Genomic DNA, 23,722 nt, shown 5'->3' with positions numbered 1-23,722 from the left:
ATAGTAGGGGGCCCTAGTAATTCGTCTGCGTGCCGACTACCATGAACACTGTGCCAAAGAAGGCGCAGAGGAGTGTCAGCACAATGACTCGTATGATCCCCCATTTCGTAGGCGGAAAGCCGCTCGAGACCAGCGGCGGCCGCGTCGCGGATGTCTTCGACCCCAGCACCGGCGCGGTGCAGGCCAGGGTGCCGCTCGCCACCGCCGACGAGGTGCGCGCCGTCATCGACAACGCGGCGGAGGCGCAGCCGGGCTGGGCCGCCACCAGCCCGCAGAAGCGGGCGCGCGTCATGATGCGCTTCGTCGAACTGGCGCACCAGAACATGGACGAGCTGGCACGGCTGCTCTCCAGCGAGCACGGCAAGACCGTCGAAGACGCCAAGGGCGACGTGCTGCGCGGACTCGACGTCATCGAGTTCTGCATCGGTGCCCCGCACCTGCTCAAGGGCGAGTACGCCGCGAGCGCCGGCACCGGCATCGACGTGTACTCGATGCGTCAGCCGCTGGGCGTGGTCGCCGGCATCACCCCGTTCAACTTCCCCGCCATGATCCCGCTGTGGAAGGCCGGCCCCGCGATCGCCTCGGGCAACGCCTTCGTGCTCAAGCCCTCCGAGCGCGACCCCTCCGTGCCGGTGCGCCTGGCCGAGCTGTTCCTCGAGGCGGGCCTGCCCGCCGGCATCCTCAACGTCGTGCACGGCGACAAGGAGGCGGTCGACACACTCCTCACCGACCCGCGCATCCAGGCCGTCGGCTTCGTCGGGTCAACCCCGATCGCCGAGTACATCTACGCCACGGCAACCGCCAACGGCAAGCGCGCCCAGTGCTTCGGCGGCGCGAAGAACCACCTGGTGATCCTGCCCGACGCCGACCTCGACCAGGCCGCAGACGCCCTGATCGGCTCGGGCTTCGGTTCGGCCGGCGAGCGGTGCATGGCCATCTCCGTCGCCGTGCCGGTCGGCGAGCAGACCGCCGACGCGCTGGTCGCCAAGCTCGACGAGCGGCTGCGCGATCTGAAGGTCGGTCCGGGCAACGGCGAGGGTGTCGACTACGGGCCGCTCGTCAGCGCCGCCTCGAAGGCGCGCGTCGAGGGACTCATCCAGCAGGGCGTCGACGACGGCGCCACCCTCGTCGCCGACGGTCGCGGCCTGGTCGTCGACGGACACGAGTCGGGCTTCTACCTCGGACCCACCCTGTTCGACCACGTCACCACCGACATGGCGATCTACCGCGAGGAGATCTTCGGCCCGGTGCTCTCCGTGGTGCGCGCCGCCGACTACGAAGAGGCGCTGGCACTGGCATCCGACAACCCCTACGGCAACGGCGTCGGCATCTTCACCCGCGACGGCGACGCCGCGCGCGACTTCGCCGAGCGCGTGAACGTCGGCATGGTCGGCGTGAACGTGCCGATCCCCGTGCCGATCGCCTACTTCACCTTCGGCGGCTGGAAGGCATCCGGATTCGGCGACCTCAACCAGCACGGTGCCGACGGCTTCCGCTTCTACACGAAGACCAAGACCGTCACCAGCCGGTGGCTCACCTCCGACGTCCGCTCCGGAACGGCGGCGGCCATCCGCGAGGGCGCGAGCTTCGTCATGCCGCACACGACGGGGGAGGGACACCGATGACCATGATCGACACCACCGGCGCCGTCAGCGCCGAGGAGCGCGAGGCCATCCTCGGGGCCGTGCGCGACTTCGCCGACACCGAGCTCGCCCCGCACGCCGCGGAGCGCGACGAGAAGCACATCTTCCCGCGCGAGTCGCTGCACAAGGCGGGCGAGCTGGGCCTCGGCGGCATCTACGTGCGCGAGGACTTCGGCGGCACCGGGCTCAGCCGCAGTGACACCGTCGCGATCTTCGAGGAGCTCGCCAAGGGCGACCCGGCGGTCGCCGCCTACATCTCCATCCACAACATGGTCGCCTGGATGATCGACACCTACGGCGATGAGACCCAGCGCGCGGAATGGCTGCCGCGGCTGACCTCGATGGAAGAGTTCGGCGGGTACTGCCTGACCGAGCCCGGCGCGGGATCGGATGCCGCGAACATCGCCACCGGCGCCGTCCGCGACGGTGACGACTACCTGCTCACCGGCGTCAAGCAGTTCATCTCCGGGGCGGGCGAAGCCGGTGTCTACGTCGTGATGGCGCGCACCGGATCGACCGAGGACGGCGCGAAGGGCATCTCGGCGTTCCTCGTCCCCGGCGACGCGCAGGGGCTGAGCTTCGGTGCACCCGAGAAGAAGATGGGCTGGCACGCCCAGCCCACCCGCCAGGTCATCTTCGACGGCGTCCGGGTTCCGGCATCCGCCATGCTCGGCGACGAGGGCCGCGGGTTCGCGATCGCCATGTCGGCGCTGAACGGCGGCCGGCTGAACATCGCCGCCTGCTCGCTGGGCGGGGCGCAGTGGGCGCTCGAGAAGGCCGTGAAGTACGTGCACGAACGGGTCGCGTTCGGCGAGCCCCTCGCCGAGAAGCAGTCGATCCTCTTCACGATCGCCGACATGCGCACCGACCTGCAGGCCGCGCGCCTGATGGTCGGCGACGGTGCCAGGGCGGTCGATGAGAAGGCCCCGGATGCCACCATGCGCTGCGCGATGGCCAAGCGCTTCGCGACCGACGCCGGATTCGACGTCGCGAACAGGGCCCTTCAGCTGCTCGGCGGCTACGGGTACCTTCAGGACTACGGGATCGAGAGGGTCGTGCGCGACCTGCGCGTGCACCAGATCCTGGAAGGGACGAACGAGATCATGCGACTCATCGTCGGGCGCGAGATGCTGCGCCCTGCCGGATCCATCTCGATGCGGAGCGCATCATGACCCGCGTGGCATTCCTCGGCCTCGGGCACATGGGCCTGCCCATGGCGGTCAACCTCGTCAAGGCCGGTCACGAGGTGCACGGCTACGACCTCGTGCCGGCCGCGATCGACGCGGCGAAGGCCGCCGGCATCCCGGTCGCCGCCGGCGGTGCAGAGGCGGTGACGGATGCCGAGGTCGTGATCACCATGTTCCCCGCCGGCCGGCACGTGATCGCCGCCTACCAGGACGAGCTGCTGGCCGCCGCGAGACCCGGGACCCTGTTCATCGAGTCGTCGACCATCGCCGTCGACGAGGCGCGCACCGCGCACCAGCTGGCCATCGACGCCGGCCACCGCAACGTCGACGCCCCCGTCTCGGGCGGCGTCGTCGGCGCCGAGGCGGGCACGCTGGCGTTCATGGTCGGCGGGTCGGATGACGACTTCGAGGCCGCCAGGCCGCTGCTGGAGATCATGGGCAAGCGCATCGTGCACTGCGGCGGACCCGGCCTCGGCCAGGCGGCGAAGGTGTGCAACAACATGATCCTCGGCATCTCGCAGATCGCGGTCGCCGAGGCGTTCGTGCTCGCCGAGCGGCTGGGCCTGGAGCACCAGGCCATGTACGACGTCGTCTCACAGGCATCCGGGCAGTGCTGGGCGCTCACCACCAACTGCCCGGTGCCCGGTCCCGTGCCCACCAGCCCCGCCAACCGCGACTACCAGCCCGGCTTCGCCGGCGCCCTGATGGCCAAGGATCTCGGCCTCGCCCTGCAGGCCATCGAGGGGACGGGCACGGATGCCAGGATGGGCCGCCTCGCACAGGAGATCTACGCAGCCTTCGCCCACGGCGACGGTGCCACCCGCGACTTCTCCGGCATCATCACCGACATCCGCGACGCATCCTGACCCCCGCCACCCCCACTCTCCCCCCGTCTATTTGTCACCAAGTGCCGCTATCCAGGCCTGATTCCGGTACTTCGCGCCATATAGACGGAGGGGAGCGGGGCGAGGGGGCGGCGCCGTGGGCCCGGAGCACCTGGGATACTGGAAGCGCCGCAGCGTCGCGGCGGAGGGAGCGAACATGGTCGAATACGAGACGATCCTCGTCGAACAGCGAGGACGGGTGGGCTGGATCACCCTCAACAGACCGCAGGCGCTGAATGCACTGAACAGCCTGGTCTCCGAGGAGATCACGGCCGCGGCATCCGCCTTCGACGCCGACGAGGGAATCGGCGCGATCGTGGTCACCGGGTCGGAGAAGGCGTTCGCCGCCGGCGCCGACATCAAGGAGATGGAGTCGAAGACCGGCGCCGAGATGCTCGACACCGACCACTTCGGCGCGTGGACCCGCTTCGCCGCTGTGCGCACCCCCGTGATCGCCGCGGTGTCGGGCTACGCCCTGGGCGGCGGATGCGAGCTGGCGATGATGTGCGACATCATCCTCGCCGCCGACACGGCCGTCTTCGGCCAGCCCGAGATCAACCTCGGCGTCATCCCCGGGATGGGCGGGACGCAGCGGCTGATCCGCGCCGTCGGGTACTACAAGGCTGCCGAGCTGGTGCTGTCGGGCCGGCTGATCAAGGCCGACGAGGCCGAGCGCATCGGGCTCGTCTCGCGTGTGGTGCCGGCATCCGACCTGCTCGACGAGGCCACGACGCTGGCCGAGGCCATCGCCTCGAAGTCGCTGCCCTCGCTGTACGCGGCGAAGGCGACCCTGGATGCCGCGATGGAGACCAGCCTCGAAGACGGCCTCGCCGTCGAGAAGCGGGCCTTCGCGGCGCTGTTCGACACCGCAGACCAGAAGGAGGGGATGGCCGCTTTCCGTGAGAAGCGCCCCCCTCACTTCCAGAACCGATGAGCGGCGTGATCGAAGTGCTCCCGGACGACGCCGATCTGACCCTGTCGGAGGAGGATCGTCGCGAGCTCGTGGAGTGGACGGTCGCCTGCGCCGAGCGGATGCTGCCGCTCTTCCTCGCCGAGCGTCCAGACGATCCGCGTCCGCGCGAGGCGCTGGATGCCGCGCAGGCCTTCATGCGCGGCGAGCTGAGCATCGAGGACGTGCGCGAGAAGGCGTTCGCCTGCCATGCCGCCGCCCGCGAGGCGGACGACCCGTCAGCGCTCGCCGCGGCACGTGTGTGCGGGCAGGCCGCGGCCGTCGCGCACATGGCCGGGCACGCCCGCCAGGTGCCGCGCTACACGGCTAAGGCGTTCCCCGGCGACCGGTCGCGCCGCGACGAGGAGCTCGCCTGGCAGCGGATGCAGGTGCCCCCGCGCTTCGACCGCTACGTCTACGACGGCGACTGAGCCGAGCGAGCCGTGGGTCAGGCGCGGAGGTCGGCGAGTGCCTTGGCGAGGCGGCGCTCGCGGGTGGCGTCCTGCTTCGCTTCGGCGATCGAGCGGGCGATCTCCTTGCGGCGCGAGTACGCGAGCGCGTCGAAGGCGGCCTTCGCCCCGGCATCCGATTCCAGCGCCGTCGCCAGCTCCTCGGGGATCTCGACGGTGCGCTCGGCGGCATCCGGTGCGATCACCGCGTCGAACTCGTCACCGAGCTCGACGCCCATCTCTGCCCGCACGGCCTTGCTGAACCCGATCAGGTTCTGCCCGCCCATCCGCGCCAGCCGCAGCTGCGCGGTGCGCCCGCCGATGGTGACCAGAACCGGGAAGGCCTTGGCGCTGCTCAGCGCGGCGACCTGATCGTCGTCGAGCACGATCGCCCCGGCCGGACCCATCGGCTGAAGAGTGGTGTGCAGTCGCAGTTCGCTCATGGCGGTCATCCTATGACAGGTCCCCAGCGGCGGGATGGGTCTAACGTCGCGGCGCGGATGCCGCAAGGCCCTCCCGTCGCGCCACGGCATCCGGCTATCGTCGCCGGCATGAGCGACGTGACGATCTTCGCGCCTTCGCCCACCCTGACGGTGACGCTGGAGAGCGCGGCCGACGATGCCGACGAGATCCACCTGCACGCCGGAGGGCAGGGGGTGTGGCAGGCGCGGATGCTGCACCGCCTGGGCATCTCCGTGACGATGTGCTGCACCCTGGCTGGGGAGGCCGGCCAGGTGATCCGCCACCTGCTCGCCGACGACGCCGTCGAGGTCGTCGCCGTCGAGCGCCGAGGGCGTGGGTCGGCGTACGTGCAGGACCGCCGGGGTGGCGAACGGGTCACGGTGGGGGAGGAGACCGGCGATCCGCTCGACCGGCACGATCTCGACGAGCTGTACGGCGCGGTGATCCGGGAGGGGATGCGGTCGGGCATCGTCATCCTCAGCGGGCCGGCCGACGACGAGTCGCTGCCGGCGGACACGTATCGGCGTCTGGCCGCCGACCTGCGTGAAGCGGGGTGCACGGTCGTCGTCGACCTTGCCGGCGAGCGACTGGATGCCGCACTCGAAGGCGGTGTGGACGTCCTCAAGATCAGCGACGAAGAGCTGCGCCACCACGGTCTGACCGATGACTCGCCGCGCTCGGTGGCCCGCGCGATGGCCGCATTCCACCACCGCGGCGCCCGCACCGTGATCGTGACGCGTGCCGAGGAGCCGCTGCTGCTGCTCGACGAGGAGGGGCTGCTCGAGGTGACCCCTCCCAAGCTCGAGGTGGCCGACAGCCGCGGCGCCGGCGACTCGCTCACCGCGGGCGTCGTCGCGGGGCTCGTCCGCGGCGACAGTGCACGGACCGCCATCACCCTGGGCGCTGCCGCCGGCGCTCTCAACGTCACCCGGCACGGACTGGGCACCGGCGAGGCCGAGGCGATCGCCGAGCTGCGCGAGAGGGTGCGCATCCGCCCCGTGAAGGAGGATTCCGGTGCGAGCGAGGGGGTCAGCCCCGACGGACTCGCCGCCCTGGCCGACACGGAGGGGGAAGCATGACCCGCGTGCTGGTCACCAACGACGACGGCATCGAGTCGCCCGGGCTGCACGCCCTGGCGGTGACGCTGCTGGAGCGCGGCATGGAGGTCGTGATCGCCGCCCCGGTCACGCAGTCGTCCGGTTCGAGCGCCTCGATCATGGCCGAGGATGACGGCGGCCGCATCGCCGTCGAGCGTCGCACCCTCGAGGGGCTGGAGTCGGTGCCCACCTTCGCCGTGCACGGCGGACCCGGCCTGATCGCCCTGATCGCCGCGCGCGGCGCCTTCGGCGACCCGACCGACGTGGTGGCATCCGGCGTCAACCACGGTGCCAATGTCGGGCGGGCGATCCTGCACTCCGGCACAGTGGGCGCGGCACTCACCGGCGGCCTGAACGGCGCCTGGGGTGTGGCGGTGTCGCTGGATGTCGGACTGCACCCCTCGGAATTCCGCTGGGATGCCGCCGCCGAGGCGGCCGCAGATCTCGTGCCCGGCCTGCTGCGGCATCCGCGCGGTACCGTCATCAACGTCAACGTGCCCAACAGCGGCGAGCACCGCGGGGTGGTCGAGGCGGAACTGGCGCCGTTCGGTATCGTGCAGACCACGCTCACCCAGCAGGACGAGCATGACATCCGCCTCGCCGTCGAAGATCTGCCCAACGCCCCCGAGCCCGGCACGGACGCCGCCTTCCTCGCCGAGGGCTGGGTGACGGTCAGCGGGCTGGATCCGGTCTCGCACGTGCGGCTCGACATCGTCTGAACGGCGGTGCCGCGCGCGGCCGGCCGGATCAGAGCGGGTCGGGAACCGGGCGCGGGTCGGTGAAGTCGCCGGCGTTCTTGCGCAGCCGCGCGACGATGCCCACCAGGGCGCTCGCGTCCTCGGAGTCCAGCCCCGGGCTGCGGAACACATCGGTGTTCAGCGCGAGCGTGGCCCGCTCGACCAGGTCGCGCCCCGATTCGGTGAGCGTGAGCAGGGCGGCGCGTCCGTCGTGCGGGTGCGGCTCGCGCAGCACGAAGCCGTCGCGCACCAGGCGCTCGGCCGTGCTCGTGACGCTGGTGGCGTGCACTTGCAGGCGGGCCACAACGCTCGACAGCGGCAGAGTGCCCGAGCGGCTGAACGCCAGCAGGCGCAGCACCTCGTAGCGGGCGAAGGTCACGCCGAACGGCTTCAGCGTGGCCTCGACCCGGGCCAGCAGCAGCTGCTGGGCGCGCATCACGGAAGTGACGACGGCCATGCCGTCTGCGGCATCCGTCCAGCCGTGGGCGAGCCACTGCCGCTTGGCTTCGGCGAGCGGATCGATCGACAGGGGACGAGGGCGTGCCATGGATCCACGTTATCGGCTCGTCCGCGCGAGGGCTCGCGACCAGCGGTCGAGCCTCTCGGGCGGGCCCGGATGACGGCTCACGAGCAGCCTTTCGTGACGGCTTGTGAACAGCCCGCTGTAGGCATCCGACGGCCCGATCCGACGCAAGCGCGGACCGGTTGTGCGGTTCGTTCAATCTTCCCCAAGCAAGCGTTTGGTATGGGTGGTGGGCATGGTTAGAATCGAGATCGGCGTGAGGAGGCTCGATGAAGATCTACGTGCTGGTGAAGGAAGTTCCCGACACCTACGGCGACCGCAAACTCGATCTGGAGACCGGTCTGGCCGATCGCGGTGCCGGTGAGGTGGTGCTCGACGAGATCACCGAGCGCGCCCTGGAGGTCGCGCTGTCCTACGCCGACAAGAACCCGGGCACCGAGGTCGTCGCGCTGTCGATGTCGCCCGAGTCGGCCACGGCATCCGTCCGCCGCGCTCTCGCGATCGGCGCGGGATCCGCCGTGCACATCGTCGACGACGCGCTGCGCGGCGCCGACCTCAGCCTCACCGCCGAGGTGCTCGCGGCGGCGATCCGCCGCGGCGAGGCGGATCTGGTCATCACCGGCAACCTCTCCACCGACGGCTCGGGCGGCGTGATCCCCGCGATGCTCGCCGAGCACCTGGGCTTCGCGCAGGCCACCGCGCTCAGCGCCGTCGAGATCGGCGCCGACCAGGTCAGCGGCACCCGCACCGGCGACGCCGGCACGCAGCCGGTGTCGGCGGCCTACCCGGCGGTCATCTCGATCACCGAGGCGCTGCCCGACGCGCGCTTCCCCAACTTCAAGGGCATCATGGCGGCGAAGAAGAAGCCCCTCGAGGTGCTCTCGCTCGCCGACCTCGGCGTCTCGGCTGACCCGGCCGACGCCCCCCACACGATCATGACGACCGTGTCGGAGAAGCCGCCGCGCGCGGCCGGTGTCAAGATCACCGACGAGGGCGACGCCGTCGCCCAGCTCGTCGAGTTCCTCGCGCAGAACAGGCTGGTGTGACCATGGCTGGTGTCAATGGGGGATACCCCGAGAAGCCGATCCTCGTCCTCGTCGACGTCGACCCGAACGGCGCCGCAGCCAGCAGCACCGCCGCCCTCATCGGCGCCGCCTCGACCATCGGCGCCCCGGTCGCGCTGATCGTCGGCGGCGGCCAGGACGCGACGGATGCCGCGGCCGCGGCCGGAGCCCAGGTCGTGCTCACGGCAGCCGGCGACGCGGGCGCCCTGACGGTCCCCGCCGTCGACGCGCTGCAGGCCGCGTACCGCCAGGTGCAGCCGGATGCCGTGCTCATCTCGAACTCCATCGCCGGGCGCGATGTCGCCGGCCGCTTCGCGGTGCGCGAGAAGCTCGCGCTGTCGGTGGACGCCATCGGCGTCTCGCGCGACGACGAGGGCGTGGTCGCGCACCACTCGGTCTACGGCGGCTCGTACCTGACCGACTCGGCGCCCACCTTCGGCGCCCCGGTCATCACGATCCGCCAGGGTGCGGTCGACGCACGCGCCGAGGCGGCGACGCCCGCCGTCGAGCAGCTCGAGGTCACGGCATCCGGTGCCGTCGCCGCGACCGCGGGCGAGATCGCCGCGGTCGAGAAGACCTCGTCACGCCCCGAGCTGCGCGGTGCCGCGCGGGTCGTGTCGGGCGGGCGCGGGCTCGGCTCGAAGGAGCAGTTCGTGCTCGTCGAGCAGCTCGCCGATGTGCTCGGGGCGGCAGTGGGCGCCTCGCGCGCCGCCGTGGACGCCGGCTACATCCCCTACGCCCACCAGGTCGGCCAGACCGGGGTCTCGGTGTCGCCGCAGCTGTACATCGCGCTCGGAATCTCGGGCGCCATCCAGCACCGCGCGGGCATGCAGACCGCGAAGACGATCATCGCGATCAATAAAGACGGCGAGGCACCCATCTTCGACGTCGCCGACTTCGGCATCGTAGGAGACGTGTTCACCATCGTGCCGCAGCTGATCGAGGCGCTCGAAGCGCGGAAGAAGTAGTCATGGCCGCCCTTCGACCTGGACAGGGACCCACGACGCTGCGCCGCGGCCTGCCGCGGGTGAAGGGCGGCGAGCCCTGGCCCCCGGCGATCGAGGTGGAGGCGGATGCCGTTGCGGCAGCCGTGCCTGCTGACGCGGCCGATGCTGCGCCCGCTGACGTTGCGGTGGCCGCCGAGACGACGTCGCCTGCTGCATCCGCGACGCCCGTTGCATCCGCTGAGCCCACCGCGGCTCCGGCCGCGCCGGTTGCCGGGGCGCCCGCCGCGCTGCGTCGCGGACTGCCGCGGGTCGCCGGCGGCGAGCCGTGGCCTCCCGCGACGACGGCCGCTCCCGCCGCAGTGGCGGATGCCGTTGCACCGGCCGCTGCTCCCACGCAGCAGGCTGCTCAGGCTCCGGCATCCGCTGCCGTGCAGACCCGGACCGCGCAGCCCACCGCGGCTGCCGCATCCGTCGCCCCCGCCACCGAGACGGCGGACGGTGCGGCCCTGCGCCGCGGACTGCCGCGCGTCGCCGGAGGCGAGCCGTGGCCGCCCGCCGGTGCTGCCCGTGTGACCGTGCCGACCGCGCCCGCAGAGGTCGCACCCGCCGAGGTCGCACCCGCCGAGACCGCGCAGCAGCAGGCCGTGCCGGCCGCTGCGCAGACCGCCGGGGTCGTGGCATCCACCGGGACCGACGTCTCCGCACCGCTGCCGTTCACGCGTACCGTGTGGGCGGGCCGGGCGCCGCGCCACGCCACGACGCCGGAGCGTGAGCCCTCGAAGCTGCGTCCGGCCTGGCCGCAGGCCATCGCCGGTCTCCTCGCTCTCGCGGGCCTCGGCCTGCTGGCCGTCGCCGGGGTGTTCCTCGTGCGGGCGTTCCTGAGCCTGTCGTTCATGCAGGACTTCCTGGCGGCCTTCCCCGGCGAGTACCACCCGGCGATCGAGGTCGAGCCCGGCTTCGCGCCGTGGGTCGGGTGGCAGCACTTCTTCAACATGTTCCTGATGGTGCTGATCATCCGCTCGGGCCTGCGCGTGCGCACCGAGAAGCGTCCGACGGTGTTCTGGACGCCGCGGCGCAACCCCAAGGGTAAGACCAGCCTGACCATCTGGTTCCACCAGGCGCTCGACGTGCTCTGGCTCGTCAACGGCGTGATCTTCGTCGTGCTGATCATCGTCACCGGCCACTGGGTGCGCATCGTGCCCACCAGCTGGGAGGTGTTCCCGAACGCGCTGTCGGCCGCGCTGCAGTACGTCTCGTTCGACTGGCCGACCGAGAACGGCTGGGTGAACTACAACAGCCTGCAGCAGCTGGCCTACTTCACGACCGTGTTCATCGCGGCCCCGCTCGCTGCTGTCACCGGCTTCCGCATGTCGGGGATGTGGCCGAAGAAGGCCGAGAAGCTGTCGAAGGCCTACCCGCTCGACTGGGCGCGTGCGCTGCACTTCCCGGTGATGCTGTACTTCGTCGCGTTCATCATCGTGCACGTCGCGCTGGTCATGCTCACGGGGATGCTGCGCAACCTGAACCACATGTTCGCGGCGCAGGGTTCGGTCGACGGCATCGCGTACGCGGATGTCTGGACCGGATTCTGGGTGTTCGTGCTCGCCATCGCCGTGATCGCCGGAGCCTGGTTCGCCGCGCGCCCGCTGATCATCGCGCCGATCGCGAAGCTGTTCGGCCAGGTGTCGGGCCGCTGAGCGGGCGATTTTCCGTTTCGTAAAGAACCCGGGAAGTTTAATAGTCACGAACCCTGATATCGCGCTGTTCCTTCATGGCCCGTCAGTAGTGTGAGCGCAGCAGACGTTGAGATGAATGTCGATGGAAGGATCGCGATGACGCAGATCGGAATCGTGCGGGAAGGGCCGGACGAGGCGCGGGTCGCCGCGACGCCGGACACCGTGCAGACCCTGCTCAAGCTCGGCTACGAGGTGGCCGTCGAACAAGGCGCCGGAGCGCGCTCGTCGTACCCCGACGACGAGTACCGTGACGCGGGCGCGCAGATCGTCGCCGCCGCGGATGCCTGGGCGAGCCCGGTGGTGCTGAAGATCAACGCACCCACGGATGCCGAGATCGGCCGGCTCGCAGACGGAGCGACGATCATCGCCCTGCTCTCGCCGGCGCTGCGCCCGGACCTGGTCGAGAAGCTCGCCCAGCGCGGCATCACCGCCCTGGCGCTCGACGCCGTGCCCCGCATCTCGCGTGCCCAGTCGATGGACGTGCTCAGCTCGATGGCGAACATCGCCGGGTACCGTGCGGTCGTCGAGGCCGCCCACGAGTTCGGCCGGTTCTTCACCGGCCAGGTCACCGCGGCCGGCAAGGTGCCGCCCGCCAAGGTGCTCGTCGCCGGTGCGGGCGTCGCGGGCCTCGCCGCGATCGGTGCGGCATCCAGCCTCGGGGCGATCGTGCGCGCCACGGACCCCCGGCCCGAGGTCGCCGACCAGGTCTCGTCCATCGGCGGCACCTACCTCGCCGTCGACGTCGAGGTGGAGAAGTCCACCGACGGCTACGCCAAGGCCACCAGTGCCGACTACGACCGCCGCGCCGCCGAGATCTACACCGAGCAGGCCGCCGACGTCGACATCATCATCACCACGGCGCTGATCCCGGGGCGCGCGGCGCCCCGCCTGATCACGGCGTCCGATGTCGCCCTCATGAAGCCGGGCAGCGTGATCGTCGACATGGCGGCGGCGCAGGGCGGCAACGTCGAAGGCTCGGTCGCGGGGGAGCGCGTCGTCACCGGCAACGGTGTGATCATCCTCGGCTACACCGATCTCGCCTCGCGCCTGGCGACCCAGGCCTCGCAGCTGTACGGCACGAATGTCGCGAACCTCGTCGCGCTGCTCACTCCGAACAAGGACGGCGTGCTCGCGCTCGACTTCGACGACGTCGTCCAGCGCTCGGTCACCGTCGTCCGCGACGGTGCGGTCACCTGGCCGCCGCCGCCCGTGCAGGTCGCGGCCGCGCCCGCGGCATCCGCTCCGGTGGCCGAGCCCGCCGCCCTGCCCGAGCCGAAGAAGATGTCCGCCGGACGCAGGGTCGCCCTGATCGTCATCGGCATCGCCGCGCTGTTCGGCATCAACGCGATCGCGCCCGACCCGCTGCCGCAGCACTTCACCGTGCTCGTGCTCAGCGTCGTCATCGGGTTCTACGTCATCGGCAAGGTGCACCACGCGCTGCACACCCCGCTGATGTCGGTCACCAACGCCATCAGCGGTGTGATCATCGTCGGCGCGATGCTGCAGATCACCGACGCGAACCCGGTGGTGCAGATCATCGCCGCCGTCGCGGTGCTCGTCGCCAGCATCAACATCTTCGGTGGCTTCGCCGTCACCCGCCGAATGCTCAGCATGTTCACGAAGGGGGGCAGCAAGTGAGCGTCGACGCACTCGCCGGGGCCGCGTACATCGTCGCCGCCCTGCTGTTCATCCTGAGCCTGGCCGGTCTCAGCCGCCACGAATCCGCCCGCGCGGGCGTGATCTACGGCATCGCCGGCATGGCCATCGCCCTCGGCGCCACCCTCGCCCTCACGGTCGCCGACGCCCTGCCCTGGCAGGCGCAGGGCGGCAGCGGCGCGGCGCTCGGCCTCACCCTGCTCGGCGTCGGCGTGCTCGTCGGAGCGGCGATCGGGCTCTGGCGGGCGAAGGTCGTGCAGATGACCGAGATGCCCGAGCTGATCGCCCTGCTGCACAGCTTCGTCGGACTCGCCGCCGTGCTGGTCGGCTGGAACGGCCACCTCGCGCACGCGCCGATCCCGGCCGAGCTGGTCGGCATCCACAACGCCGAGGTATTCATCGGTGTCTTCATCGGCGGTGTCACCTTCACCGGGTCGATCGTGGCGTACCTGAAGCTGTCGGCGAAGATGTCGTCACGCCCCCTGGTGCTGCCGGGCAAGAACGCGCTGAACGTGCTGGCGCTGGTCGCCTTCCTCGCGCTCACGGTCTGGTTCGTCATCGACCAGCAGCTCTGGCTGCTGATCGCGGTCACCGTGCTCTCGTTCGCCCTCGGCTGGCACCTCGTCGCCTCCATCGGCGGCGGCGACATGCCCGTGGTCGTCTCGATGCTCAACAGCTACTCCGGATGGGCTGCCGCCGCGGCGGGCTTCCTGCTCAACAACGATCTGCTCATCGTCACCGGCGCGCTGGTGGGATCCTCGGGTGCCTACCTGTCGTACATCATGTGCAAGGCGATGAACCGCTCGTTCATCTCGGTGATCGCCGGCGGCTTCGGCATCGTCGCCTCGAGTTCGGGAGACGAGGAGCTCGGTGAGTACCGGGAGGTCACCGCCGACGGCGCCGCCGACATGCTCGCGCGTGCCGAGACGGTCGTCATCACCCCCGGATACGGCATGGCCGTCGCCCAAGCGCAGTACCCGGTCGCCGACCTCGTGCAGAAGCTGCGCGACAAGGGTGTGGACGTGCGCTTCGGCATCCACCCCGTCGCGGGACGGCTGCCCGGCCACATGAACGTGCTGCTGGCCGAGGCCAAGGTGCCGTACGACATCGTGCTCAGCATGGAGGAGATCAACGACGAGCTGGCGGCGACCAGCGTCGTGCTCGTGATCGGCGCCAACGACACGGTCAATCCGGCCGCTGCCGAGGACCCGGGCAGCCCCATCGCGGGCATGCCGGTGCTGCGGGTGTGGGAGGCCGAGAACGTGATCGTCTTCAAGCGGTCGATGGCAGCCGGCTACGCCGGTGTGCAGAATCCGCTGTTCTTCCGCGAGAACGCGCAGATGCTGTTCGGTGACGCGAAGGAGCGCGTGGAGGACATCATCAAGGCCCTCTGACCCCGCCCGCTTCTCCGCGCCGCCGCTGCGCCGAAACCCCTCACCAGTGTCGAGACCCCTCGTGAATCACGCGAATCACGAGGGGTTTCGGCACCCATGAGGGGTTTCGGCGATCAGAGCGGAGCAAACCTAGCGTTTGCTTGGGGAAGTGGGTAGGGTGGAAGGACGGGAAGCCTGCGAACGCGGGCGGCGAGTCAGGCGAGGAGGCCGGATGTCGGAGCCAGTGCACGCGATCGTGACCGGGGGATCGAGCGGAATCGGAGCGGCCGTCGTCGCCGAGCTCCTTCACCGGGGCCGCAGGGTCACCGTGTTCGACCTGCAGCCCCCGGCCGATCCGGAGGTCGGGTACGTCCGCGTCGACCTGACCGACGTCGATGAGGTCGCCGCTGCAGTCGCCCAGGCCGAGCAGGATGCCGGCGTCGTCACCGAGCTCGTCGTCAGCCACGGCATCCGCGGGGCCTACGTGCCCGCTCTCGAGATGAGCCCGGACGCCCTGCGCCGGCTGTACGACGTGCACGTCGTCGGCGCCTTCACCGTCGCGTGCGAGGTCACCAGGCGCCTGGCCGGCAGGCCCGCATCCGTCGTGCTGATCTCGTCGACCACCGCATACCGCGGCTGGGTGAACCAGGCCGACTACGGACCCGCCAAGGCCGCCGTACGCCAGCTGACCGAGAACCTCGCGATCGAGTGGGCGCCGCTGGGCGTCCGCGTGAACGCCGTGGCTCCCGGCCACACCCGCACCGCGATGGTCGAGGATCTCATCGACTCCGGATACGACGTGGCGGCCGTCGAGCAGCGGATGCCGCTGGGCCGGCTCGCCGCCCCCGAGGAGATGGCGTCGTCCATCTGCATGCTGCTGTGCGACTCCACCTTCGTCACCGGCCAGTGCCTGCCGGTCGACGGCGGCTGGACCGTCGTCGGCAAGTAACGCCGTCCAATAACGTCGGTAAGTAACACGGACAGACAGAAGGGGGCGGATGCCGACGGCATCCGCCCCCTTCTGTCTGTCAGGCGAGAGTCGCGGCGAAAGACTGCAGGTCGCGCCGGGCCGCCATGAACCGACGCGGACTGTTCACCGTGAGCACGGCTGTCACCCGGTCGCCGACACGGTGCACGAGCACGAAGCTCTCCTCGGCGAGATCCCCTTCGATCTGCAGCTCGTCGCCCGGGCCCGGCCGGCCGACCATCTGCAGCTTGAGGTCGTATTGATCGGACCAGAACCAGGGCTCGACGCGCTCGGGCGCCGGCTCGCCGAGGATCGTCGCCGCGGCCGCCTTCGCCTGCTCGACGGCATTGTTCACCGACTCGTGACGCACCGGCGGTCCGTCGGTGCGGTGCACGACGGTGCAGTCGCCGGCGGCGACCACCCGAGGATGGCTGGTCGCCGAGCGCTCGTCGACGATGATCCCGCCTTCGCAGGCGAGGCCCGCCTCCATGGCCAGGTCGGTCTCCGGAACCAGCCCGACCCCGACCAGCACGAGGTCGGCGTCGAGCATCCCGCCGTCCGCGAGTTCGACGCCGGTCACCTTCCCGTCTGAGGATCGGATACCGCTCAACCCCGTGCCCAGCAGCACGCGGGTGCCTCGGCGCTCGTGCGCGCCGAGGTAGAACTCGGAGACCTCCTCAGGAACTGCCCGGCCCATCAGCCGCCCGGCTGCTTCCACCACCGTGACCTCCGCGCCGGCCTTGCGGGCCCCGGCGGCGAACTCCAGACCGATGAAGCCGCCGCCGATCACAACCACACGGCGCGCGTCGGCGAGACGTTCACGGAGTCCGCGCGCGTCGTCGAGCGAGCGCAGGTAGTGGATGCCCTGCACCCGGAAGCCCGTGTCGGTGACCATCCCAGGGACGGACAGTTCGCGCGGCCGTCCACCGAGCGTCAGCGCCAGATGATCGAAGACGATCGTCCGTCCGGCGGCGGTGCGCGCGACTCCGGCATCCGGATCGACGGTGACGACCGGGTCGCCGGTGAGCACCTGCACGTCGATGCGCTGATAGGCCGACTCGCCGCGCAGCAGTAGGCGGTCGGGCTCGACGTCTCCGGCGAGGTATGCCTTCGACAGGGGAGGGCGCTGGTACGGCAGGTGCGGTTCGTCGCCGACGAGCAGCACCGGGCTCTCGTAGCCGCCCTGGCGCAGGCTCAGCGCCAGCTGGGATCCGGCCTGCCCGGCTCCCACGATGAGCGTGCCGGTCGACAGGGCGCCCTCGGCGCCCGCCCGCGTCACGGCGCCGGCGGCGCCCTCGGCGCCCGTCACGGCGCCGCCGGCACGCGCACGTTCGCGGTGCCCTCGGCCTGCACGAGGATCATCTGGCACGACAGCCGGCTGTTCGCCGCGCAGTTCTCGATCTCGGCGAGCATCTCGTCCTCGGAGGAGTCCTTCTCCTCGAACAGCGCGCTCTCTTCCGGTGCCGCGTACACGTGGCACGTCCCGCACGACATCGAGCCGCCGCACTCGGCGATGATGCCCTCGACGCCCGCGCGGACCGCCACCTCCATCACCGAGTCGTTGCGTCTGATGTCCGCGGTGAGGATGAGGTCATCCGTCTCGGCGTCCCAGAAATTGATCTCTGCCACGGTGTTCACACCTCCCGCGCGCGACGGAACGTCTCGCGCATGTCCTGAATCCATGCCCCTGGGTTCTCCCAGGGCGCGAAATGCCCGCCGTGGTCGTGGGCGGTCACGTTGACGAGGTTGTACCACCGTGCGCTGCGGTCGCTCGGGCTGCGCTTGGAGGACGCCTCGGTGTAGGCACGCACCCGCTGTTCGCCGCTCACGCCGGGCGGGTTCTCGAAGCCAAGGAACGTGATGCCCGTGGGTGGCTCGATGGCGGGAATGCGGTCGTGCGAGGGCTGCCACGGGTACCGTGCCGTGTTGGCATAGGTGCGGATGCTCGTGCCGATCGTGTTCGTCGCCCAGAAGATCGTCGCGACCGCCAACAGATCGTCCTTGGAGAACACCGATTCCAGATCGCCGCCGTGGTCGGTCCACAGCTGGTAGCGCCGCACGATCCATGCCAACAACCCGACCGGGGAATCGGTGAGACCGAAGGTGAGCGTCTGCGAGTCGAGCATGTGCACCGCGATGTGCGCGGCGAACTTTCGCATGTACTTCTGCAGGCCGTCTCGCTCGAGCTGCGACGCGTCGGGTGGTGACACCCGCCCCTCGGTGATGTCCCACCAGCGCTCGCCCTGGAAGATGTCCAGCGGTGTCGGCGTGCTGACATGGATGGCGCTGACACGGTCGCCGTACTTGTGCCCGAGCTGCGCGGTCACCAGCGCGCCGAAGTCGCCGCCGGCGGCTCCGTAGCGCTCGACGCCGAGCCCGTCGGTCATCAGGGTGTTCCAGAGGTCGGCGATCTTCCAGTAGTTCAGATCGTCGCGTGCGCTCGGAGAGGAGAACGCGAACCCGGGATAGGACGGCACGATGACGTCGAAGGCGTCCGCCGGGTCGCCGCCGTGCGAGGCGGGATCGGCCAGCGCGTCGATCACGCGGCTCCAGTGCCAGAACGTCCAGGGCCAGCCGTGGGTGAGGATCACCGGCGTCGGGTCCGGCCCCACGCCGGTCTTGCACATGAAGTGGATCGGCTCGCCGTCCACGTCGATCCGGTAGTGGTCGTAGCGGTTGATGTCCCGCTCGTACGCCCGCCAGTCGAAGCCGTCGATCCAGTGATCCACGAGTTCGCGCAGCACGCTCTGCTCGATGCCATAGCTGCCGTCATCGGGGCCGGGCAGCTCCGGCCAGCGCGTGGCACGCAGGCGGTTGCGCAGGTCGGCGAGCGTCGCGTCGTCGACGTGCACAGGCTGCCGCTGCGCGCGGGAGAGGTCGATCACGCCACGCCACCTGTGGTGCGTGGCGTGAACGAGATCTCCACGCGCTCGGGTCCGCCGATCGTGCCGCCGGTCTTGTACACGACATCGGAGTGCAGCTGCACGTCCGTCAGCCGACTGGTGAGCTCGAGCATCGACTGCGTGATCTCGGCGGTCGCCAGCGCCCAGCCGATGCAGTGGTGACCACCGAACCCGAAGCCGATGTCGAAGGTGCGCTCGCGTCCGGGGACGAACGAGTCGGGGTCCTCGAACACCTCGGGGTCGCGGCCGGCGGCTGCGAGGTTCACGGCGAAGAGGTCACCGGGCTCGAAATCGACGTCCTCGACGGTGAGCGGCTCCTGCGCGAGCCGCGGGAAGCGGTAGGCGGCGGGGTACAGGCGCAGCGCCTCGGAGACGGCCGCGGCCACCAGCTTCTCGTCGCCGGCGCCCTGCTCCCAGCTGCCGCTCTCGATGAGCAGCCGCGCGGTGGAGGCGATCTGGGCGCGCGTGGTGTCGTGGCCGGCGAGCAGCACGAACACGATCGACCAGATCAGCTCGTCCTCGGAGAGATCGTCGCCCTCTTCCTGCAGGGTGACCAGGTCGCTGATGAAGTCCTCTCGACGCTCTGCGCGACGGCGGGCGATGAGCGAGGCCACGTAGCCATGGATCTTGGTCAGGGCGGCCTCGAGCCGGGGGATCACCGGAGCGAAGGGCACGGTGCCCAGCAGGATCAGCTCGACCGTGGCGCTCTCGAACTCGTGCACGTCCTCGGGCGGGACGCCGATGAAGCCGGAGATGGTGCGGATCGACAGGTGGTGCGAGAAGTCGGCGACCAGGTCTGCGGGGGAGCCCTTCGCGATCATCTCGTCGACGAGCTCGGTCGCGATCGTGCGGATCATTCCCTCAGCCGCGCGGATGCGGGCGGGCCGGAAGCCCTTGATGATGATCGGGCGGATCCGGGCGTGGTTCTCGTTCGACATCATGTTGAAGTTGCCCTTGCGCAGGAACTCCATGATCACGCTGTCCTCACGCACGCCCATGTCGAGGTACACCTGCGCGGTCTTCGGACGGACCCGGGCGTCCCGGAAGACATCGCGCACGGTCTCGTAGCCGACGAACTCCGGCCCGGACAGTCCTTCCAGGTGCTTGATGCGGCCATGCGGGCAGCCCAGGGCGGCGTTCGGGTTCTCGAGGAACTCCTGCGTATGGACGTTGATCTGTGCAGTCGACATTGACACTCCAATCAAAAAGCAAGCATTTGCTTGAATGCTAGGTCGCCGCGTGCTGGGAAGCAACCATCCTTGACGGAATATGGAACAAGCGCTTGGCTGGGCGTATGCAATTCCCCCTCGCCTTCTTCTCGTTCATCGGCCTGGACGACCCCGGCCAGCGTGGCGCCTACAACCGGTGGCACCAGCTCGACCATCGCCCAGAGAACCTGGCGCTCCCCGGCGTCGCCTGGGGTGACCGCTGGGAACTGCGCACCGAGAACCGCGACCTCGCCTCGGGTTCGGCGGCCGGCGAGATCGACTACATCGCGATGTACTGGTTCCGTGAGCCGGTCGCGGAATCGGTGGCGGCATGGGATGCGCTGGGCGAGGCCTCGTTCCAGTGGGGTCGCGGGCCGCTGCTGCCAGGCATCCGCCGGTCGATGCTCGCCTTCTTCCGCCCCGTCAAGGGTTACGCGGCGCCGCGTGCCCTCGTCTCGCCCGAGGTGCTGCCGTACCGCCCGAACCGCGGGCTGCACGTGACGGTCACCGAGTTCGACGAACCGCACTCGGCCCAGACGCACGAGGCGCACCGGATCGAGGATGCCGATGTCATCCCCGCCCTGCTCGGGCAGGACGGCGTCGCCGGTGCCTGGACGTTCTCGTTCAGCCACCCGCAGCAGCACACCTCGCTGCCGCTCGAGTCGCGGGCGGCGGCGCCTGGCAGCATCCGCATCCGCCTGGTCTACCTTGAGGACGACCCGGCCGTCCTCGCACCCGAGCTGGAGCGCATCGCCCACGAGACCGGCGGCGACCCGGCGGGTCGGCGCGTGCTCTCCGCGCCGCTGTCGACGATCATTCCGTGGCAGGACTGGTGACTGCCGCTCCGACGGTCGGCGCCGCCGCGCACGACGCATCGGATGCCGCGCCCGACCCCGCATCGGATGCCGTCGAGCGGCGTCTGCGTGCCCTCGAGGACAGGGCGGAGATCACCGAGCTCATCGCGCGGTACGGCCCGGCCGTCGATCGCGGAGATGCCCGCGCCGTGGCGGCGCTGTGGACCGACGACGGCGAGTACGCCTTCGACGACACCGTGCTCGACGCCGACGGCATCCTGACGCTCGTCGACCTCGAATCTCACCAGGAGTTCCTGCGTCGCGGCTGCGCGCACATCGTCTCGGCGCCGACGATCACGATCGACGGCGACACCGCGGTGGCCACCACCCACTCCGCCGTGCTCGCCGGATCCGGTGAATTGTGGGAGCCCGCCCGGGTCAGCGCCAACCGCTGGGAACTGGTGCGCACGACCGCCGGCTGGCGGGTTCACCGTCGGATGAATCGCCTGCTCGACGGCTCGGCCGCCGCCAGGGCGCTGCTCGATCAGGCAGCCTCGGACCCGCTCAGCCCGTGAAGCGGCTGAGCGGCGTCTCCCCGGCCTCCGCGAGCCGGCGCAGCGTGCCCGCGCGCGGTCCGAGCGCGCTGCCGTAGCGCACCGGCCAGGACGCGTACGACTCATCGCCGAGCGCGATGCGGGCGCGGTGCGTCCAGTTCGGGTCGTCGAGCATCTCCCGTCCCAGCAGCACCAGATCGGCGTCCCCGTCCTCGACGAGCCGTGCCGCCTGATGCGCGTCGACGACGAGGCCGACGGTCGCTGTGAGCACCCGGGCCTCATCGCGCACGCGACGCGAGAAGTCGGCGTGGAAGGCGAAGCCGCGGCGGACGCGGGTGTCCCTGGACCGGTCGGTGGAGATCCCGCCCGACGAGGTGTCGACCACGTCGACGCCTTCCGCCGCCAGGCGCCGGGCGAACACGACCGTGTCATCGAGGGTGATGCCGCCCTCGATGCCGTCGACCGCCGAGAGCCGGTAGGCCAGCGGGATGCCCGCCCCGATCGCTGCGCGCACCGCGGCGACGACCTCGAGCGGGTAGCGCATGCGCCGCTCCGCGTCCCCGCCGTAGGCGTCGTCGCGGTGGTTCGACAGCGGCGAGAGGAACGAGTGCAGCAGATAGCCGTGCGCACCGTGCAGTTCGATGTACTGGAAGCCGGCCTCGACGGCGCGCCGGGCGGCCTGCGCCCACCGCTCGACGCTGCGTGTGACCGCCGCGGGATCCATGGCCTCGGGCACCGGGAAACCCGGTCCCGTCGCGATCGCCGAGGGGCCGACCACCGGCCACGGGCCGAAGCCCTCGGCGGCATCCTCATGGTCAAGCGGTGCCCCGGCACGCCACGGCTCGCGCACGGAGGCGCGCCGCCCGGCGTGGCCGAGCTGGATGCCGGGAACCGACCCCTGCTCCGCGATCACCGCGGTCACGCGCCGCCAGCCCGCGATGTGCTCGTCCGACCACAGTCCGGTGTCCCAGGGCGAGATGCGGCCTTGCGGCTCGATCGCGGTCGCCTCGGCCAGCACGAGGCCGGCGCCGCCCAGCGCGAAGCGGGCGAGGTGCGCGAGATGGAAGTCGCTCGCGAACCCGCCGGTGGTCGCGTACATGCACATGGGTGAGACGCCCACGCGGTTCGGCAGGGTGACGTCGCGGATGGTCAGAGGGCGGAACATCACGGCATCCTTTCGGGGGAGGGCAGCCGCAGCGCCAGCAGCGCAGCCACGGCTGCGGAGACGCCCGCGGTGATGAGGCAGGCCAGCAGGCCGGTCTCGGACAGGTAGATCGCATCGGATGCCGCCGGCAGCAGCACGAGCGCGAGTGCGAACGCCGCGCTCGCCACGGCGCCCGAGAGCGAGCGCGCGAGTGAGTTGACGCCGTTCGCGGCGGACACGTGACGTGGGCCGACCGCGTCGATGATGAGCGAGGGCATCGCGGCGAACGCGAACGCCGTGCCGATGCCCACCAGAGTGGTGCCGATCAGCAGCTGCGTCAGATCCGCGTGCTGCAGCGAACGGTACGCATAGGCGGCGGCCATGATGGCCGTTCCGAGCATGAGCGTGCGCCGCGGTCCGTGCCGCGAGATCAGCCGCGCGGCCGGAGGCGAGAGCACCAGTCCCGCCAGGGAGGACGGCACGAGGATGAGCCCGGCGGCGGCCAGCGGCAGATCGAGGCCGTACCCTGTGCTGTGCGGGGCCAGCGCCTCCTGCATCGTGACGAGGTGATTGGCGTACATCCCGAGTGTGGCGAAGAACGAGGCGATGTTGATCTGCGCGACGGGAGAGCGCAGCGACACGCTCACGTCGATCACGGGGGAGGGATGCCGTCGCTCCCACGGCCACCACAGCCCGAGGGCAAGGATGCCGGTGAGCACCGCACCGACAGACAGGAGCGTGAGGCCCCACGAGGCGATGCGGGAGAGCACGAGCAGGATCAGCGACAGTCCTACCGCGAGCAGCAGCGTGCCGACGATGTCGAAGCGGCCGGGGTCGCGCACCGCCGCCTCGTCGACGAACAACACCAGCAGCACGATGAGCGCGCCGCCCGTGACCGCCGAGATCCAGAAGATCGAGGGAAGTCCCCACAGGGTGACCAGGGGCCCGGCGACGGTGAGCCCGAAGCCCGAGCCGAGCGCCAGCGTGCCGCTCATGAGCGCCACGCCCAGGCGCGTGCGTGCGGTGTCGACCAGCCCGCTGAGCAGACCGATGCCGATGGGCAGTGCCGAGGAGGCGAAGCCCTGCAGTCCGCGGCCGATGAGGATCAGGGTGAACGAGTCGGTGACCGCGGCGAGCACCGAGCCGACGACGAGCAGCACCATGGCGATGATCAGCAGCCGTCGCCGGCCGTGCATGTCGGCCAGGCGGGCCATCACCGGAGTGCCGATCGTCGCCACCAGCAGGGTGACGGTGACGAGCCAGGTCGCGTCGCCGGCCGTCGTTCCCAGCAGCAGCGGGATCTGCGGCAGCACCGGAACCATCAGGGTGAACTGCACGGACCCGACGAGTCCGCAGAACGCGAGCACGGCGACGATCAGCCGCTGGCGGGCGTCGCTGCGTTCTGCGCCGGGCACGTCTTCCTTTCGCCGGACAGGCGGGTCGTC

General features: G+C 70.5%; 23 protein-coding genes. 15 read left to right on the top strand and 8 right to left on the bottom strand.

Annotated elements, in window-relative coordinates; all coding sequences use genetic code 11:
• The first annotated feature begins 83 nt into the window (after positions 1-83).
• The 5 genes from H7694_RS14095 (at position 84) to H7694_RS14075 (ending at position 5,094) form a co-directional block, all read left to right on the top strand.
• On the top strand, positions 84-1,625 hold the full coding sequence (locus tag H7694_RS14095; protein ID WP_193597086.1) for a CoA-acylating methylmalonate-semialdehyde dehydrogenase: 1,542 nt from the start codon (positions 84-86) through the stop codon (positions 1,623-1,625).
• Entirely contained in the window at positions 1,622-2,815 is a 1,194-nt protein-coding gene (locus tag H7694_RS14090) for an acyl-CoA dehydrogenase family protein (protein WP_193597085.1), read from the top strand. Before H7694_RS14095 ends, H7694_RS14090 begins: the two co-directional genes overlap by 4 nt.
• Positions 2,812-3,696, top strand: a complete 885-nt coding sequence (gene mmsB / locus H7694_RS14085; protein ID WP_193597084.1) for a 3-hydroxyisobutyrate dehydrogenase — start codon at positions 2,812-2,814, stop codon at positions 3,694-3,696. The genes H7694_RS14090 and mmsB overlap by 4 nt, the downstream gene beginning before the upstream one ends.
• Positions 3,697-3,871: 175 nt before the next feature.
• Positions 3,872-4,648: an enoyl-CoA hydratase-related protein gene (locus H7694_RS14080; protein WP_193597083.1), complete on the top strand. Its 777-nt coding sequence runs from the start codon at positions 3,872-3,874 to the stop codon at positions 4,646-4,648.
• A 5-nt stretch (positions 4,649-4,653) separates the two neighbouring features.
• Complete coding sequence (locus H7694_RS14075) at positions 4,654-5,094, top strand: putative immunity protein (protein ID WP_227468142.1); 441 nt, start codon at positions 4,654-4,656, stop codon at positions 5,092-5,094.
• 17 nt (positions 5,095-5,111) lie between these two features.
• On the opposite strand, the gene H7694_RS14070 is transcribed toward H7694_RS14075, so the two are convergent.
• The gene (locus tag H7694_RS14070) at positions 5,112-5,555 is read right to left on the bottom strand and encodes a YdeI/OmpD-associated family protein (protein ID WP_193597081.1); all 444 of its coding nucleotides are present in this window, start codon (positions 5,553-5,555) and stop codon (positions 5,112-5,114) included.
• 108 nt (positions 5,556-5,663) lie between these two features.
• Between H7694_RS14070 and H7694_RS14065 the strand changes: the two genes are divergently transcribed.
• Both H7694_RS14065 and surE read left to right on the top strand, forming a co-directional pair.
• Complete coding sequence (locus tag H7694_RS14065; protein ID WP_193597080.1) at positions 5,664-6,653, top strand: 1-phosphofructokinase family hexose kinase; 990 nt, start codon at positions 5,664-5,666, stop codon at positions 6,651-6,653.
• On the top strand, positions 6,650-7,390 hold the full coding sequence (gene surE / locus H7694_RS14060) for a 5'/3'-nucleotidase SurE (protein WP_193597079.1): 741 nt from the start codon (positions 6,650-6,652) through the stop codon (positions 7,388-7,390). The genes H7694_RS14065 and surE overlap by 4 nt, the downstream gene beginning before the upstream one ends.
• A 28-nt stretch (positions 7,391-7,418) precedes the next feature.
• On the opposite strand, the gene H7694_RS14055 is transcribed toward surE, so the two are convergent.
• A complete protein-coding gene (locus tag H7694_RS14055) occupies positions 7,419-7,955 on the bottom strand; it encodes a MarR family winged helix-turn-helix transcriptional regulator (protein WP_193597078.1) in 537 nt (178 codons plus the stop codon).
• 245 nt (positions 7,956-8,200) lie between these two features.
• Between H7694_RS14055 and H7694_RS14050 the strand changes: the two genes are divergently transcribed.
• The 6 genes from H7694_RS14050 to H7694_RS14025 all read left to right on the top strand — a co-directional run bounded on the left by H7694_RS14050 (position 8,201) and on the right by H7694_RS14025 (position 15,656).
• Positions 8,201-8,977 carry an electron transfer flavoprotein subunit beta/FixA family protein gene (locus H7694_RS14050; protein WP_193597077.1) on the top strand — a complete coding sequence of 259 codons (777 nt, stop codon included), beginning with the start codon at positions 8,201-8,203 and terminating at the stop codon, positions 8,975-8,977.
• A 2-nt stretch (positions 8,978-8,979) separates the two neighbouring features.
• Complete coding sequence (locus H7694_RS14045) at positions 8,980-9,963, top strand: electron transfer flavoprotein subunit alpha/FixB family protein (protein ID WP_193597076.1); 984 nt, start codon at positions 8,980-8,982, stop codon at positions 9,961-9,963.
• A 2-nt stretch (positions 9,964-9,965) separates the two neighbouring features.
• Positions 9,966-11,639, top strand: a complete 1,674-nt coding sequence (locus tag H7694_RS14040; protein ID WP_193597075.1) for a cytochrome b/b6 domain-containing protein — start codon at positions 9,966-9,968, stop codon at positions 11,637-11,639.
• Between the two features lie 135 nt (positions 11,640-11,774).
• Positions 11,775-13,316, top strand: a complete 1,542-nt coding sequence (locus H7694_RS14035; protein ID WP_193597074.1) for a Re/Si-specific NAD(P)(+) transhydrogenase subunit alpha — start codon at positions 11,775-11,777, stop codon at positions 13,314-13,316.
• Positions 13,313-14,728 carry a Re/Si-specific NAD(P)(+) transhydrogenase subunit beta gene (gene pntB, locus H7694_RS14030; protein WP_193597073.1) on the top strand — a complete coding sequence of 472 codons (1,416 nt, stop codon included), beginning with the start codon at positions 13,313-13,315 and terminating at the stop codon, positions 14,726-14,728. The genes H7694_RS14035 and pntB overlap by 4 nt, the downstream gene beginning before the upstream one ends.
• Positions 14,729-14,939: 211 nt before the next feature.
• Positions 14,940-15,656 (top strand): SDR family NAD(P)-dependent oxidoreductase, encoded by a 717-nt coding sequence (locus H7694_RS14025; RefSeq protein ID WP_193597072.1) that lies wholly within the window; start codon positions 14,940-14,942, stop codon positions 15,654-15,656.
• A gap of 79 nt (positions 15,657-15,735) precedes the next feature.
• Here H7694_RS14025 and H7694_RS14020 read toward each other — a convergent pair whose 3' ends face one another.
• From H7694_RS14020 to H7694_RS14005, 4 genes are read right to left on the bottom strand one after another with little or no spacing between them, the layout of a single operon-like run.
• On the bottom strand, positions 15,736-16,983 hold the full coding sequence (locus H7694_RS14020) for an NAD(P)/FAD-dependent oxidoreductase (protein WP_193597071.1): 1,248 nt from the start codon (positions 16,981-16,983) through the stop codon (positions 15,736-15,738).
• The gene (locus H7694_RS14015; protein WP_227468141.1) at positions 16,980-17,303 is read right to left on the bottom strand and encodes a 2Fe-2S iron-sulfur cluster-binding protein; all 324 of its coding nucleotides are present in this window, start codon (positions 17,301-17,303) and stop codon (positions 16,980-16,982) included. Before H7694_RS14015 ends, H7694_RS14020 begins: the two co-directional genes overlap by 4 nt.
• A gap of 5 nt (positions 17,304-17,308) precedes the next feature.
• Positions 17,309-18,559, bottom strand: a complete 1,251-nt coding sequence (locus tag H7694_RS14010; protein ID WP_193597069.1) for an epoxide hydrolase family protein — start codon at positions 18,557-18,559, stop codon at positions 17,309-17,311.
• Complete coding sequence (locus tag H7694_RS14005) at positions 18,556-19,767, bottom strand: cytochrome P450 (RefSeq protein WP_193597068.1); 1,212 nt, start codon at positions 19,765-19,767, stop codon at positions 18,556-18,558. The genes H7694_RS14010 and H7694_RS14005 overlap by 4 nt, the downstream gene beginning before the upstream one ends.
• Before the next feature lie 104 nt (positions 19,768-19,871).
• Between H7694_RS14005 and H7694_RS14000 the strand changes: the two genes are divergently transcribed.
• Complete coding sequence (locus H7694_RS14000; protein WP_193597067.1) at positions 19,872-20,621, top strand: hypothetical protein; 750 nt, start codon at positions 19,872-19,874, stop codon at positions 20,619-20,621.
• Positions 20,606-21,154 carry a nuclear transport factor 2 family protein gene (locus H7694_RS13995; protein ID WP_193597066.1) on the top strand — a complete coding sequence of 183 codons (549 nt, stop codon included), beginning with the start codon at positions 20,606-20,608 and terminating at the stop codon, positions 21,152-21,154. The genes H7694_RS14000 and H7694_RS13995 overlap by 16 nt, the downstream gene beginning before the upstream one ends.
• On the opposite strand, the gene H7694_RS13990 is transcribed toward H7694_RS13995, so the two are convergent.
• Together H7694_RS13990 and H7694_RS13985 are read right to left on the bottom strand one after the other, a co-directional pair.
• Entirely contained in the window at positions 21,144-22,298 is a 1,155-nt protein-coding gene (locus H7694_RS13990) for an NADH:flavin oxidoreductase/NADH oxidase (RefSeq protein WP_193597065.1), read from the bottom strand. The two genes, H7694_RS13995 and H7694_RS13990, sit on opposite strands and share 11 nt — an antisense overlap.
• Positions 22,298-23,692 carry an MFS transporter gene (locus H7694_RS13985; protein WP_193597064.1) on the bottom strand — a complete coding sequence of 465 codons (1,395 nt, stop codon included), beginning with the start codon at positions 23,690-23,692 and terminating at the stop codon, positions 22,298-22,300. Before H7694_RS13985 ends, H7694_RS13990 begins: the two co-directional genes overlap by 1 nt.
• Positions 23,693-23,722 lie beyond the last annotated feature (30 nt).

Origin of the sequence: Microbacterium sp. YJN-G (assembly GCF_015040615.1) — a bacterium.
Classification (GTDB): Bacteria; Actinomycetota; Actinomycetes; order Actinomycetales; family Microbacteriaceae; genus Microbacterium.
The sequence above is the reverse complement of the archived record's forward strand: the minus strand, read 5'-3'. Positions and strand labels throughout refer to the sequence as shown.

Excerpts from the sequence above, each read along its gene's own strand:
- H7694_RS14050 (WP_193597077.1), top strand. The coding sequence starts at position 8,201 with ATGAAGATCTACGTGCTGGTGAAGGAAGTTCCCGACACCTACGGCGAC.
- H7694_RS14040 (WP_193597075.1), top strand. The coding sequence starts at position 9,966 with ATGGCCGCCCTTCGACCTGGACAGGGACCCACGACGCTGCGCCGCGGC.
- H7694_RS14065 (WP_193597080.1), top strand. The coding sequence starts at position 5,664 with ATGAGCGACGTGACGATCTTCGCGCCTTCGCCCACCCTGACGGTGACG.
- H7694_RS14055 (WP_193597078.1), bottom strand. The coding sequence starts at position 7,955 with ATGGCACGCCCTCGTCCCCTGTCGATCGATCCGCTCGCCGAAGCCAAG.
- H7694_RS14000 (WP_193597067.1), top strand. The coding sequence starts at position 19,872 with ATGCAATTCCCCCTCGCCTTCTTCTCGTTCATCGGCCTGGACGACCCC.
- H7694_RS14090 (WP_193597085.1), top strand. The coding sequence starts at position 1,622 with ATGACCATGATCGACACCACCGGCGCCGTCAGCGCCGAGGAGCGCGAG.
- H7694_RS14045 (WP_193597076.1), top strand. The coding sequence starts at position 8,980 with ATGGCTGGTGTCAATGGGGGATACCCCGAGAAGCCGATCCTCGTCCTC.
- surE (WP_193597079.1), top strand. The coding sequence starts at position 6,650 with ATGACCCGCGTGCTGGTCACCAACGACGACGGCATCGAGTCGCCCGGG.
- H7694_RS14095 (WP_193597086.1), top strand. The coding sequence starts at position 84 with ATGACTCGTATGATCCCCCATTTCGTAGGCGGAAAGCCGCTCGAGACC.
- H7694_RS13990 (WP_193597065.1), bottom strand. The coding sequence starts at position 22,298 with ATGTTCCGCCCTCTGACCATCCGCGACGTCACCCTGCCGAACCGCGTG.
- H7694_RS14035 (WP_193597074.1), top strand. The coding sequence starts at position 11,775 with ATGACGCAGATCGGAATCGTGCGGGAAGGGCCGGACGAGGCGCGGGTC.
- H7694_RS14080 (WP_193597083.1), top strand. The coding sequence starts at position 3,872 with ATGGTCGAATACGAGACGATCCTCGTCGAACAGCGAGGACGGGTGGGC.
- H7694_RS14070 (WP_193597081.1), bottom strand. The coding sequence starts at position 5,555 with ATGAGCGAACTGCGACTGCACACCACTCTTCAGCCGATGGGTCCGGCC.
- H7694_RS14005 (WP_193597068.1), bottom strand. The coding sequence starts at position 19,767 with ATGTCGACTGCACAGATCAACGTCCATACGCAGGAGTTCCTCGAGAAC.
- mmsB (WP_193597084.1), top strand. The coding sequence starts at position 2,812 with ATGACCCGCGTGGCATTCCTCGGCCTCGGGCACATGGGCCTGCCCATG.
- H7694_RS14025 (WP_193597072.1), top strand. The coding sequence starts at position 14,940 with ATGTCGGAGCCAGTGCACGCGATCGTGACCGGGGGATCGAGCGGAATC.